This window comes from Agrobacterium leguminum, from assembly GCF_005144435.2.
In the GTDB taxonomy this organism is placed as follows: Bacteria; Pseudomonadota; Alphaproteobacteria; order Rhizobiales; family Rhizobiaceae; genus Agrobacterium; species Agrobacterium leguminum.
In genome coordinates this window covers 1,886,865-1,900,425 of sequence record NZ_CP120211.1, presented here as the reverse complement: position 1 = coordinate 1,900,425, position 13,561 = coordinate 1,886,865, and the positions used below count along the sequence as shown (strand labels likewise).

The 13,561-nt window shown below is 59.7% G+C and carries 11 protein-coding genes; 4 read left to right on the top strand and 7 right to left on the bottom strand.

Going from position 1 to position 13,561, the window contains the following annotated elements; genetic code table 11:
* Window positions 1–51: 51 nt before the first annotated feature.
* From CFBP4996_RS09300 to trxB, 3 genes are all read right to left on the bottom strand, one after another.
* A complete protein-coding gene (locus CFBP4996_RS09300; RefSeq protein ID WP_003522852.1) occupies window positions 52–342 on the bottom strand; it encodes an ArsR/SmtB family transcription factor in 291 nt (96 codons plus the stop codon).
* Between the two features lie 599 nt (window positions 343–941).
* On the bottom strand, window positions 942–1,838 hold the full coding sequence (locus CFBP4996_RS09295) for a LysR family transcriptional regulator VtlR (protein ID WP_020011327.1): 897 nt from the start codon (window positions 1,836–1,838) through the stop codon (window positions 942–944).
* Window positions 1,839–1,862: 24 nt separating this feature from the next.
* Window positions 1,863–2,837 (bottom strand): thioredoxin-disulfide reductase, encoded by a 975-nt coding sequence (gene trxB, locus CFBP4996_RS09290; protein WP_003522850.1) that lies wholly within the window; start codon window positions 2,835–2,837, stop codon window positions 1,863–1,865.
* Window positions 2,838–3,103: 266 nt separating this feature from the next.
* On the opposite strand from trxB, the gene CFBP4996_RS09285 reads away from it, so the two are divergent.
* Window positions 3,104–3,571, top strand: a complete 468-nt coding sequence (locus tag CFBP4996_RS09285) for an Lrp/AsnC family transcriptional regulator (RefSeq protein ID WP_020811379.1) — start codon at window positions 3,104–3,106, stop codon at window positions 3,569–3,571.
* 31 nt (window positions 3,572–3,602) lie between these two features.
* Here the strand turns inward: CFBP4996_RS09285 and CFBP4996_RS09280 are convergent, their stop codons facing one another.
* A complete protein-coding gene (locus CFBP4996_RS09280; protein WP_080851257.1) occupies window positions 3,603–4,658 on the bottom strand; it encodes a glycosyltransferase family 4 protein in 1,056 nt (351 codons plus the stop codon).
* Window positions 4,659–4,748: 90 nt separating this feature from the next.
* Window positions 4,749–5,225, bottom strand: coding sequence for a transcription elongation factor GreA (greA, locus tag CFBP4996_RS09275; RefSeq protein ID WP_026363859.1), 477 nt, complete (start codon window positions 5,223–5,225; stop codon window positions 4,749–4,751).
* Window positions 5,226–5,446: 221 nt separating this feature from the next.
* Between greA and CFBP4996_RS09270 the strand changes: the two genes are divergently transcribed.
* The 3 genes from CFBP4996_RS09270 (at window position 5,447) to CFBP4996_RS09260 (ending at window position 9,418) form a co-directional block, all read left to right on the top strand.
* The gene (locus CFBP4996_RS09270) at window positions 5,447–6,679 is read left to right on the top strand and encodes a putative DNA modification/repair radical SAM protein (RefSeq protein WP_080851259.1); all 1,233 of its coding nucleotides are present in this window, start codon (window positions 5,447–5,449) and stop codon (window positions 6,677–6,679) included.
* Complete coding sequence (locus tag CFBP4996_RS09265) at window positions 6,679–8,127, top strand: UdgX family uracil-DNA binding protein (protein ID WP_080851261.1); 1,449 nt, start codon at window positions 6,679–6,681, stop codon at window positions 8,125–8,127. The genes CFBP4996_RS09270 and CFBP4996_RS09265 overlap by 1 nt, the downstream gene beginning before the upstream one ends.
* A 151-nt stretch (window positions 8,128–8,278) precedes the next feature.
* Window positions 8,279–9,418, top strand: a complete 1,140-nt coding sequence (locus CFBP4996_RS09260; protein ID WP_080851263.1) for a GGDEF domain-containing protein — start codon at window positions 8,279–8,281, stop codon at window positions 9,416–9,418.
* 78 nt (window positions 9,419–9,496) lie between these two features.
* Here CFBP4996_RS09260 and CFBP4996_RS09255 read toward each other — a convergent pair whose 3' ends face one another.
* Both CFBP4996_RS09255 and carB read right to left on the bottom strand, forming a co-directional pair.
* Window positions 9,497–9,685, bottom strand: coding sequence for a type II toxin-antitoxin system antitoxin (locus tag CFBP4996_RS09255; protein ID WP_031233516.1), 189 nt, complete (start codon window positions 9,683–9,685; stop codon window positions 9,497–9,499).
* Window positions 9,686–9,982: 297 nt separating this feature from the next.
* The gene (carB, locus tag CFBP4996_RS09250; RefSeq protein ID WP_080851265.1) at window positions 9,983–13,471 is read right to left on the bottom strand and encodes a carbamoyl-phosphate synthase large subunit; all 3,489 of its coding nucleotides are present in this window, start codon (window positions 13,469–13,471) and stop codon (window positions 9,983–9,985) included.
* Window positions 13,472–13,561: the final 90 nt, after the last annotated feature.

Sequence of the window (13,561 nt, the reverse complement as noted above, 5' to 3'; positions counted from 1 at the left end):
ACCGCCTTGCGGTTTCCGGTCCGACACCCCGAGGCTCAAAGCTTGGGAGGCTCAGAGATTGGCTTGCAGATAATTGCGGAAGGCGTCGATGGTTTCCTCGTTGCGTTCGAAAAACACCCATTGCCCGACCTTTTTCGACCTTATCAGGCCGGCTGCCTGCAACACCGCCAGATGCGACGAGACGGTGGATTGCGACAGGCCGCTGATCTGAAACTGGTTGGCGCATACACCCATGCTGAGGGGATGCTCCTGGCAGAAGTGACTTTCCGGAGACTTCAGCCATTCCAGGAATTTCAGCCTTGCGGGGTGCGAAAGGGCTTTGAGGATTTCCTCCGGGTTCATCGGTGCTTCTTCAATATCTGGCATGTCCGATATTTATATCGGTCATTATCGATATACAAGTCACGTCTCTGTGAGGATCAAGGGGGCGGGCAGGCATTTCCAAAAAAGAAGGCCGCTGGATATCTCCGCGGCCTGATAAGTTTGAAGGTCAAAACCTCCAGAGGGGAACAGCTGTCGCGTGCCTTGGGCGAGCGTGACAGCTGACTAAAATATGGGTGTGGGAATAATGCAAAACAAGGTTGCATCATGCGATATTTCGCCAATTCGGAGAAAATTCTTGCGGGTAAAAAAAGAGGGCCGCCGGATGGATCCAGGGCCCTTTAAGTGTGAAGGTCAAAAACCTCCAGAGGGGAACAGCTGATGCGGTGGAACTGGGAGGAAAAGCCACCGTGTGCATCAGCTGAGAGCGATATGGTGCTTTTTTGTGCACGAAACAACTCTTTTTTGTGCAGGTCAGGCATGCGCACCACGCAGCCCTCGATATTTCCGGTATATTTTATGTGCAATGCTCCCGGGCGGCGCAGGCGCGCCGCTCAGGTATCATGTCAGATAAGCTATTGAAATTTAAAGACTATAACCGAACGCCGATTATTTTAACGTCAGAAGTTCCAGTTACGCGCCTTTGCGACGATGAAGTCACGGAAGGCTTTCAGCTTTGCAGCGTTTTTCATCTCATCGGGATAGCAGAAATAGGTATCGAAGGACGGAATATCTGCGGCGAGCGATAGCTGGATAAGGCCCGGATCGCGGCCGACGATATAATCCGGCAAGCAGGCGATGCCGATTCCCAGCAGGCAGGCGCGCTTGATCGAGGTCTGGCTGTTGATCTGCAGATGCGGCGTGCGCGTATTGTCGGAAGAACGTCCGGCATTTTCCAGCCAGTTAACGTCCAGCAGATAGTTGGGCGCCGGTTCGCCGAAGGAGATGATGCGGTGATTGTCGAGATCCTCGATCGACTGCGGCTCACCATGGCGGTTGATGTAGGACGGCGCGGCATAGACGTGCATGTGCACGGTGAACAGCTTGCGCTGAATGAGGTCCGACTGTTGCGGCTGGCGCAGGCGGATGGCGCAATCGGCGTGACGCATGTTCACGTCCAGCTCCTCATTGTCGAGGATGAGCTGGATCGACATTTCCGGATAGAGCTGCAGGAATTCCTGCACCTTGTCCGTCAGCCAGCCCTGGCCGAGACCAACCGTCGTCGTCACGCGCAGCTTGCCGCTTGGCTTCTCCGTCGTTTCGGTGAGCTGCATCTTGACGGTTTCGAGCTTCAGCAGCACGTCATGGGCGGTGCGGTACAGCAACTCGCCCTGTTCGGTGAGGATGAGGCCGCGAGCGTGGCGATGGAACAGCTTGACGCCGACATCCTGCTCCAGCGCGCTGACCTGACGGCTGATGGCCGACTGGGACAAATGCAGCTTGTCGGCAGCATGGGTGAAAGACCCCGCTTCGGCAGCCGCATGAAAAATGCGCAGTTTATCCCAGTCCAATGGCATTGCCATGCCTACCCTGCCTTTCGGTTATTCCGCTGCGACAGCAAGCGGTTGATGCGCGGTGAGATAACGTTCCGCTTCCAGCGCGGCCATGCAGCCCATGCCGGCGGCGGTGATCGCCTGACGGTAGATGTCGTCGGTGACGTCGCCGGCCGCGAAGATGCCTTCCACGTCGGTTGCCGTCGAATCGGGGGCGGTCCACATGTAGCCGTTGTCTTTCAGCTTCACCTTGCCCTTGAACAGCTCGACCGCCGGCGCATGGCCGATGGCGACAAAGACGCCGTCGATGGGGAATTCGCTGATCGTGCCGGTCTTGGTGTCACGCAGCTTCACGCCGGAAACGGAAGGCGGCATTGGCGGCTTTGCGGGTGCACCGGTAATTTCGGCGATTTCCGTGTTCCAGAGAATCTTGACGTTTTCCTTGGCGAACAGCCGTTCCTGCAGGATTTTTTCCGAGCGGAAGCTATCGCGGCGGTGAACGACGGTGACCGACTTGGCGATATGGGCGAGGTACAGCGCTTCTTCCACGGCGGAGTTGCCGCCGCCGACCACGATCACATCCTTGTTGCGATAGAAGAAACCGTCGCAGGTGGCGCAGGCGGAAACGCCGAAGCCCTGGAAATGCTGCTCGCTCTCGATGCCGAGCCACTTGGCCTTGGCGCCGGTGGCGATGATCAGTGTGTCGGCGGTCCAGACCTGACCGGAATCGGTCTTCACCACGAAAGGCCGTACATTGGTTTCAACTTCGGTGACGAGGTCGCTGACGATTTCCGCGCCCACATGCGTCGCCTGCTTCAGCATCTGGTCCATCAGCCACGGACCCTGGATCGGATCGGCAAAGCCCGGATAGTTCTCGACATCGGTGGTGATCATCAGCTGGCCGCCCTGTTCCATGCCGGCGATCAGCACGGGTTTCAGCATTGCGCGGGCCGCGTAGATCGCCGCAGTATAACCGGCGGGACCGGAGCCGATGATCAATACCTTCGTGTGGCGGGCAGACATGGAAGCGTTCCTTTCAATAGCGGGGCCTTTCCCTGGCAGCGCCTTTCGGCACCGGGCCCTGGAGCCGCATGACGGCGGACAGGCCGCAACCCCTTCGTTGCCCGGTATTTAAGGTTGTCTAGTGTCTTTATTCAAGGGCAGCCTTGCGTTACCAACAAGGCAGTTGTGGATGCGCGCGCAATTTTGTGACCGGGCGGTGGCATAATGTTGCGAATCCCGCGCCGAATAGTACAAGGAAGTTCTACAGCTTAACGAGGTACTCCTCCGTGACCAGCGTCGAACTCGATGCCATCGATCTGAAAATCCTGCGCGAATTGCAGCGCGACGGGCGCATGACCAATGTGGAACTGGCCGAAAGGGTCGGTATTTCCGCGCCGCCCTGCCTCCGGCGCGTCCGCAAGCTGGAAGAGGCGGGTGTGATCGAGGGTTATCACGCCATGTTGAACGCGCCGAAGCTCGGTTTCGATCTCGTCGCCTTCTGCATGGTCGGTCTCAAGCGTCAGTCGGACAGCAATCTGAAGGCTTTTGCGGCGGCAACCGCCGGCTGGTCGCTGGTGCGGCAGGCCTGGATGGTGTCAGGCGAAAGCGATTTCCTGCTGCATTGCGTGGCGAAGAACCTGACCGAGTTTCAGGATTTCGTCATCGAGGTTCTGACGGCGGACGAAAATGTCGATACGGTGCGCACCATGCTCACCATCCGGCAGGTCAAGCGCGTCGGTCTCGTGGAAATCTGAGCGGCAGGCTTCGTTCCTGCCCTAAGACGCGTTACCCGCGCCGCAAAGCCTCATAGACTTCGCCGAGACTCGTGGCCTCTTTCTCAAGCGGAAATGTGCTGCGCACATGCGAAAGCCCGGCCTTTGCATGGCTCTCGGCCAGAGCCGGGTCGGCAAGGTAGGTCCTTATCGCATCCCTCAGCGATGCATAGTCACCCGCCTCGACGACAGCGCCTGTCTCGCCCCTGACGATCATTTCCTCATAGGCGCCGGCGGTGCTGGTGACGACGGCCGTTTCCGATGCCATGGCCTCGAGCGGCGTCAAGCCGAAACCTTCGTTGCGCGATGGCGCGACATAGAGCGTCAGCCGCCGATACCAGGGCTTGATGTCATCCACCTCACCCTGAAACACGATGCGGTCCGATAGGCCGGCGGCCTTGACATCGGCCTCGAGTGCCTCGGCAAAAGCCTTGTGTTCCGCCGTTACCCGGCCGGAAACAATGGCTGTCCATTGCGGATGGGCGGGCAAAAGCTCGATCATGGCGCGCACGAAGATATCGGTGCCCTTCTGGTGGCGCACCCGTCCAAAGCAGCCGATGAGATATTGTCCCGGCAGGCCGGTTGCCGCGATTGTGTCTTCGGGGCCGGTTGCCGGATGGAACAGGTCGGTATCGACGCCATGCATGACAACGCGATGGGGTACTTCCAGAAACGAGCCGGAGCGGGTGCTGGTCGCAACCACGGCGTCCATCTTCGAAATCAGGAACCGGGTATAGGCGGAATGCCGCCTCTGTGCGGCCGAGGTGAACAGCAGCTTCACCTTCATGCGCAGCACGTCACGCATGAAAAGACCCGGCAACATTTCGAGGTTGCGACGGGCATGCCAAATGCGCGGGCCGCCCCGCGGGCCGTTTTGCCAGAGCCGCCACAGATCGCGAAAGCGCACATGCGGCAGATGCGGCGGCAGACCCGGTCCAATGACGGCCACCTTTTGTCCCAGCCGGTTCTGCACCGGAATGAGCTGAACGATGGTGGAGGTGACGCCGGAGAGCCTGCGTTTGAAATTCGGCGCAAGCACCTGCACATCTTTCAGACTGACGTGGGACAAGATGGGCTTCCGTCTTTGCGGCTAATTCGGGGGATTGAAGACGTCAAGAAAAGCAATGCGCCCGCATGGGGCGCATTGCATGTGAGGGCATCAGCCCCACTGAACCGCGAGAATCTCGTAGCCCTTGGCGCCGCCCGGAGCATTGACTTCGATGCTGTCGCCGACTTCCTTGCCGATGAGCGCGCGGGCGATGGGCGAGGAGATGGAGATGCGGCCGGCCTTCACATCGGCTTCCTGGTCGCCGACGATCTGATAGGTCTTTTCCTCGTCGCTATCCTCGTCCACCAGCTTGACGGTGGCACCGAACTTGATCTTCGAGCCCGACATCTTGGAGAGATCGATGACTTCCGCACGTGCGGTCAGGTCTTCGAGTTCGGTGATGCGGCCTTCATTGTGGCTCTGTGCTTCCTTGGCAGCATGGTACTCGGCGTTTTCCGAAAGGTCGCCATGGGCGCGCGCTTCCGCAATCGCCTCGATGATACGGGGGCGTTCCTCCTGCTGGCGAAAGCGCAGCTCCTCCTGCAGCTTGACGAATCCACCCTGAGTCATCGGTACTTTTTCTACCATTTTTTTATCCTTCGCAGTCCTGTCGCTTTACTTGCAGACACAAAAAGAAACAGGTTCCGGAGGGGAACTCCGGAACCATGCCAAAATCATAACTGAGCCGACTATATCAGAAGACGACAGCGAAATGCCAGCAAATTTGAGGTGCGCATATTTCCTCACGTAATCAATATCTTACCCTATGTCATTGACATTCGACTATGGAACATATAGTGAACATACCCATGAAGAAGTCGATCAGGAAACGGCTGGCCATTCTCTCCGACGCAGCGAAATACGATGCCTCCTGCGCATCCAGCGGCACGACAAAACGTAACTCCGCAGCATCTGGCGGTCTGGGCTCCACGGAAGGGTCGGGCATCTGCCATGCCTATGCGCCGGACGGGCGCTGCATTTCGCTTTTGAAAATCCTGCTCACCAACTTCTGCATCTATGATTGCGCCTATTGCATCAACCGCTCCTCCAGCAATGTCGAGCGGGCGCGGTTCACGCCGGAAGAGGTGGTTTGGCTGACGCTGGAGTTTTACCGGCGCAACTATATCGAGGGGCTGTTTTTGTCCTCCGGCATCATCCGTTCCTCCGATCATACGATGGAGGAGATGGTGCGCGTGGCGCGGGAGTTGCGGGTTACCCATGGTTTTCGTGGGTATATCCACCTGAAATCCATTCCCGAAGCATCGCCCAGGCTCATCGAGGAGGCAGGGCTCTATGCGGATCGTCTCTCAATCAATATCGAATTGCCGACCGATAGCGGCATTGGCCGTTTCGCGCCGGAAAAGCAGCCCGTCAATATTCGCCGCTCCATGGCCGATATCCGCCTGAAGATCGAGGAGGCCGGTGAGCCGACCGTCCGGACGCGCAAGACCAGGCGCTTTGCGCCGGCCGGGCAGAGCACGCAGATGATCGTGGGGGCGGATGGCGCTGACGATAGCACCATTCTCTCCACCAGCGCCCGGCTTTATGGCAGTTACGGTTTGCGACGCGTCTATTATTCGGCCTTCAGCCCCATTCCCGATTCGTCGAAAAACCTGCCGCTCATCAAGCCGCCGCTGATGCGGGAACACCGGCTTTATCAGGCCGACTGGCTGTATCGCTTTTATGGCTTCGATATCAGCGAGATAACGGCAATCGGGGGTGACGGCATGCTCGATCTCGATATCGACCCGAAACTCGCCTGGGCGCTGAAACATCGCGACCGTTTCCCGGTGGACGTCAATGCGGCGGATCGGGAAATGCTGCTGCGCGTGCCCGGTTTCGGCACCAAGACGGTGGCCTCCGTTCTCTCGTCACGGCGGTTCCGGCGGCTGCGGCTGGAGGACATCGCCCGTTTCGGCGTTTCCCTGAAAAAGGTAAAGGCTTTCATCGTTGCCGAGGGCTGGACGCCGGGCAAGCTGACCGAGCGGCCGGATTTGCGGGCGATGTTTGCACCGCAGCCCGAACAATTATCGCTGTTGTGATGTATGGCCCGGTTCTCGACGGGCGGGGCGATTTCGGCGAGTGGCGCGATGCCGCGCGTGCGGCCCTTGCCGCCGATATTCGGCCGGAGACGATTGACTGGCGGTTGCGGGATGACGGGGCAGGGCTGCTGGATTTCGCCGGCGAGCCATTGCCGACGGTCGATGCCGGCAATGGGCAGGTTTCCGTTCCGGCCTCGTTCCTGGCGCTGGCGCAGGCCGTCATCTGTCATGGCGATCCCGGCCGGTTTGCGTTGCTTTACCGGTTGTTGTGGCGGCTGAAGCGGGATCGCGCCCTGTTGCAGTTCAAGTCCGATCCGGATGTTGCAGAGGCCCGCTTGCTCGAGAAATCAGTGCGCCGGGATTGTCACAAGATGACGGCCTTCGTCCGTTTCAAGGAGTTGCCCTTGCCGCAGGGGCAGGGCGGGCGACGGCGGTTCGTGGCCTGGTTCGAGCCGGATCATTTCATAGTCGAACGAACGGCAGCGTTTTTCCAGCGACGGTTTACCGATATGGACTGGCTGATCGCGACGCCGAAAGGGTCCGCCCGATGGGATGGAAGCGAGCTGCAAACCTCGCGGGAGGCGGCGGCGAAGCCTGATTTGACGGACGAGACGGATGAACTCTGGCGGACCTATTATGCCAATATATTCAATCCGGCGCGCCTCAAGATCAAAGCCATGACGGCGGAGATGCCGAAGAAATACTGGAAGAACCTGCCGGAAGCCGATCTCATTCCCGACCTCATCCTCGGCGCGGAGGCGCGGGTGCTGGAGATGGCCGCCAGGGCGGCAAGCCAGCCGCAGCCCTTTCACCATCGCCTGCAGGCTGCGGCCGCTACACGGGAGATGCGGCAACCGGTGCCGGACGGCACGCTCGCGTCGCTGGCGCGGGAGGCTGGCCACTGCACCCGCTGTCCCCTGCATTGCAGCGCCACGCAAACGGTTTTCGGTTCGGGGCCGGAGGATGCGGAAATCATGATTGTCGGCGAACAGCCGGGCGATCATGAAGATCTGGCCGGACAGCCTTTTGTCGGCCCGGCCGGCCAGCTTTTCGACCGGACTCTTGCCGATGTCGGTATCGAGCGTAAAAAGCTCTACATCACCAATGCCGTCAAGCACTTCAAATATGAAACGCGCGGCAAACGGCGCATCCATCAGCGCCCGAATGCGGGCGAAGTGGAGCAATGCCGCTGGTGGCTCAATCAGGAAATCGCGCTCGTCCGACCGAAACTGATCGTTGCCATGGGCGCAACGGCGCTTTATGCGCTGACCGGCGGCAAGGAAAAGCTCTCGGAGATTCGGAGCCGTCCTCTGCCGATGGAGGAGGGCCGAACGCTTTTTGTCACCGTGCACCCGTCCCATCTCCTGCGCCTTGCCGATGGGCAGGTGAAAGAGGCGGAAATGATGCGGTTCAAGAAGGATATTAGTTTTATTAGAATATTCGAATAAATTTCCATTTACGCGCTGGAGATTTATTCAATATTTGAGCCATAACTTGCAGTAGTATAATTTACTGATTATTTATCTGTTATTTTTATTGAAATTTTATACTTAATATTATAATTAAGTTCTCCGAATTTATTTACCGTATGGACAAATCATGTTGGGTGAACTCGACCTTGCGACAGTCATACTGATGCAAAAGTGTTCTTACATCGTTGGGCTTTTGAGTTTTATCTATCTGAAAATGACCAATCGCGGCTTGCGCGGTCCCGTCCCCCTTGCGGCGGGTTTCGCCTCGATGGCGATTGGCTCCACGCTTGCCGGTTACGGAGAATGGGGAATATTGTCGCCGGCCCTGTGGCGGCTCGGCAGTGTCGTTTTCGGCATTGTGGGTTACGCGCTGATCTGGCTCGGCTTGAAGGCGTTGAGCGATGGGCGTTCCGTCGACCGACGGACCGTATCCATTGTCTGCCTCATTTCCGTACTGGCGATGGTGGTCGCGCAGCAGGTGGCGGACAATAATGCGTATCGCGCGGCGCTCTTCAATGGCTGCGCATCGCTTGCCTATCTCGCCGGGGCATCGGTGCTTTTTGCCAGATGGCGCAGAGAGCCGCTGCTGTCCCGCCTGGCGCTGGGTGGCATCACCGGCGTCTCCGGTCTCATTTCGCTATCGGTGGTGAAAAGCGTGCTTTTCCCCGATTATGCCACCATCAATCTGGTCAATGCGTTTTTCTTCATCATCATGCTGAACTTCGCCATTGCCCTGTTCGTGATGATGTTCGTGGCCGAGCGGTCGGAACGCAAACTGCTGGTTCTTGCGAATACCGACCCGCTGACGGGCGTGAAGAATCGGCGTTTCTTCTTCCAGACCATGCCTGCGACGCCCGATCCGGCCGATGCGGCCATGCTGCTGGATATCGATCACTTCAAGTCGATCAACGACCGTTTCGGCCACGCCGTTGGCGATAGCGTGCTGCAGGAAGTGGCGAAGCGCATCGGCGGCAGCATCCGCGGCGGGGACGTGCTGGCGCGTTACGGCGGAGAGGAATTCATCATCTACCTGCCGGGCGCCGGCGTTCGCAAGGCCTGCATGATCGGCGAGCGCATTCGCGATGCGATTGCGGTAACCGAGGTCGATTGCGGCGGTCTGCGCGTCGGCGTCACGATCAGCATCGGCGTTGCCGCCACTGGCGAGATGCGCTGCGATCTCCAGACGCTTGCGGAAATGGCGGATCGCGCACTTTACCGCGCGAAAATGGAAGGGCGCAATTGCGTTCGGGAGGTGCAGGCGGCATAGGCGGTGCTTCGGGCCGTCGATCTTCCGCAGGGCCGCACCGCATCTTTGCGTCTTGTAGCGTCGTTGTTGCCCTTCGGTCTAAAAGGGCGGCTTGTCTGCTTCATCCGCCGTGGCGCGGCGGGACAGGGCCTCTTTCAGAAGAACCTCGATCTGAGCATTGACGCTGCGCAACTCGCCGCTCGCGGTGTGCCGGATCATGTTCAATATTGCGGGTTCGATCCGCAGCGGAAAAGCCACCCGCTCCGGTCCCGGTGGACGTCCAGCCATGATCAGTTCCTCAAGGCGCTTTGGCTTATCGGGGCCGCGTGTTCCCATCGCCGGGATCTTATGCCGGGGCGATTCGGCGTCCTCATGGAGCGTTTGACCGGAGCTTTGGCAACGGCGCGGCGAATGGCTGCGGGCGATCCGTCATTGAGCAATAGGGACATCATGGGCCTCGTTCGAACCTGATGTTTTGATACCGGCAATGAATTGCAGCAGGATTACGCAATGCAAAACGCCGCGGGCATGGTGACCCGCGGCGCTTTGTTTTCATTCAGCGCTGGAACCTGCGGTTCGCGCAGCTTACTGGAAGTAGCTCTGCAGCGGCTTCACTTCCAGATTGCCGGCCTTCAGCGCCTTGATGGCAAGTGCTGCCGCTTCCGCGCCGGCCATCGTCGTGTAGTAAGGCACCTTCTGCATCAGCGTCGCGCGGCGCAGCGACTTCGAGTCAGAAATCGCCTTGTTGCTGTCGGTGGTGTTGATGACGAGCTGGACCTGACGGTTGCGGATAGCGTCTTCGATATGCGGACGGCCTTCCTGCACCTTGTTGATCTTTTCGGCGTTGATGCCCTTTTCGGCAAGGAAACGCTGGGTGCCGCCGGTGGCCAGCACCTTGAAGCCGCTTTCCACGAGAATGCGGATGGCGGGCAGAACGCCTTCCTTGTCCTCGTCACGCACCGAGACGAAGACCGCGCCGGAGCGGGGTAGGTCGACGCCTGCGCCGAGCTGGCTCTTGGCGAAGGCCAGCGCGAAATCGGTATCGAGGCCGATGACTTCGCCAGTCGAGCGCATTTCCGGACCGAGCAGTATGTCAACGCCGGGGAAGCGGGCGAAGGGGAAGACGGCTTCCTTGACGGCAATGTGCTTCAGGTTGCGCGGATCGGGCTTTTCGCCGTAAGCGGCAATCGCCGGATCGAGCTTCTCGCCGGCCATGACGCGGGCGGCGATCTTGGCGATCGGCGCGCCGATGGTCTTCGCCACGAAAGGCACGGTGCGCGAGGCGCGCGGATTGACTTCGAGAACGTAGATCGTGCCGTCCTTGATGGCATATTGCACGTTCATCAGGCCGCCGACATTGAGCGCCTTGGCAAGCGCCGTCGTCTGGCGTTCCAGCTCATCGACGATTTCCTTCGACAGCGAACGGACCGGCAGCGAGCAGGCCGAGTCGCCCGAATGGATGCCGGCTTCTTCGATGTGCTCCATGATGCCCGAGACGAAGACGCTTTCGCCGTCGCACAGCGCATCGACGTCCACTTCGACGGCGTTGGTCAGGTAGCTGTCGAACAGCAGCGGGTTCTTGCCGAGCAGGGTGTTGATCTGGCCGGTCTTGTCGTTCGGGTAACGCTGCTTGATGTCCTCGGGTACAAGGCCCGGAACCGTGTCGAGCAGATAGGTCTGGAGCTGGCCTTCCGAATGGATGATCTGCATGGCGCGGCCACCCAGAACGTAAGACGGGCGAACGACCAGCGGGAAGCCGATTTCCGAAGCGACCAGGCGGGCCTGCTCGACCGAATAGGCGATGCCATTGTTCGGCTGGGCGAGGTCCAGCTTCATCAGCAGCTTCTGGAAGCGGTCGCGGTCCTCGGCAAGATCGATCATGTCAGGCGCGGTGCCGAGGATCGGTATGCCGTTCTTTTCCAGCGCTTCGGCGAGCTTCAGCGGGGTCTGGCCGCCGAACTGCACGATGACGCCGACCAGCTCGCCTTTTTCCTGTTCGGCACGCATGATCTCGATCACGTCTTCGGCCGTCAGCGGCTCGAAATAGAGGCGGTCGGACGTGTCGTAGTCGGTGGAAACGGTTTCCGGGTTGCAGTTGATCATGATCGCCTCGAAGCCGGCATCCTTCAGCGCGAAGGCGGCATGGCAGCAGCAATAATCGAACTCGATCCCCTGGCCGATGCGGTTCGGACCGCCGCCGAGGATGACGACCTTTCGGCGAGCGGAAACCTGCGCTTCCGAGCGGGCGGCGCCGACGAAGGGAATTTCATAGGTCGAATACATGTAAGCGGTCGGCGACGCGAATTCGGCCGCGCAGGTGTCGATGCGCTTGAAGACCGGGCGAACATTCAGGCTGTTGCGCAGTTCGGCCACTTCCTTCGGGCGCTTGGACGTCAGGCTGGCGAGGCGGGCGTCGGAGAAGCCCATGGCTTTCAGCATGCGCAGGTTTTCGGCATCCTGCGGCAGGCCGTGCTCGCGGATGCGGGCTTCCATATCGACGATGGCCTTGAACTGGGCGATGAACCACGGATCGATCTTCGAGTTCTCGTGGACTTCCTCTTCGCTCATGCCCATGCGCAGCGCCTGGGCGACCATGCGCAGGCGGTCCGGCGTCGGCGTGCCGATGGCGGCGCGGATGGCGTTCTTGGAACCTTCGCCTTCCTCATAGCCGGGGATTTCGATTTCATCGAGACCGGTGAGGCCGGTTTCCATGCCGCGCAGCGCCTTCTGCAGCGATTCCGCGAAGGTGCGGCCGATGGCCATGACTTCGCCGACCGACTTCATGGCGGTGGTGAGGATCGGCGAAGCGCCGGGGAATTTCTCGAAGGCGAAACGCGGGATCTTGGTGACGACGTAGTCGATGGAAGGTTCGAAGGAAGCAGGCGTCGCACCGCCGGTGATGTCGTTCTCAAGCTCATCCAGCGTGTAGCCGATGGCGAGCTTGGCGGCTATCTTGGCGATGGGGAAGCCGGTTGCCTTGGAGGCAAGAGCCGAGGAGCGCGACACGCGCGGGTTCATTTCGATGACGACGAGGCGGCCGTCCTTCGGGTTGACGGCGAACTGCACGTTCGAGCCGCCGGTCTCAACGCCGATCTCGCGCAGCACCGCAATCGAAGCGTTGCGCATGATCTGGTATTCTTTGTCGGTCAGCGTCAGCGCCGGCGCAACGGTGATCGAGTCACCCGTATGGACACCCATCGGATCGATGTTTTCGATGGAGCAGATGATGATGCAATTGTCCGCCTTGTCGCGGACGACTTCCATCTCATATTCCTTCCAGCCGAGAACCGATTCTTCGACCAGAACTTCCGTCGTCGGCGAGGCGTCGAGACCGCCCGACACGATGTCGAAGAATTCCGAGCGGTTATAGGCAATGCCGCCGCCGGTGCCGCCGAGCGTGAAGGATGGGCGGATGATGGCGGGCAGGCCGACATGATCGATGGCCTGCGCTGCAATGGCCATGGCATGCGCCATGTAACGCTGCTTGCGGTCGGTTTCGCCGAGGTTCCACTGGTTTTCGAGATCGTCCAGCGCCTTGTCGAGATCGGGGCCGGAAAGCTTGCCCTTCAGCTCGGTGCGGGCCGCTTCGTGTTTCTTGCGGTCGGCGTCCTTGATCTCGGTGGCGTTGGCCAGCATCGAGCGCGGGGTTTCAAGGCCGATGCGGGCCATGGCTTCGCGGAAGAGGGCGCGGTCTTCGGCCATGTCGATGGCTTCGGGCTTCGCACCGATCATTTCCACATTGTAACGGTCGAGAACGCCCATGCGCTTGAGAGAGAGCGCGGTGTTGAGCGCGGTCTGGCCGCCCATGGTCGGCAGAAGCGCGTCCGGACGCTCCTTGGCGATGATCTTCGCCACGACTTCAGGCGTGATCGGCTCGACGTAAGTGGCGTCGGCAAGGCCCGGATCGGTCATGATCGTTGCCGGGTTGGAGTTGACCAGAATGACCCGGTAACCCTCTTCCTTCAGCGCCTTGCAGGCCTGGGTGCCGGAATAGTCGAATTCACATGCCTGACCGATGACGATCGGTCCCGCGCCGATGATGAGGATGGACTTGATATCTTGGCGCTTCGGCATGGCTCTCTCGTTCCGCTTTTCGGTTGCGCAAAACACCGGCCAGGGTGAAGGATCACCGGCCGGGGGCGCAATTCAAATGTTTTCAGGCTA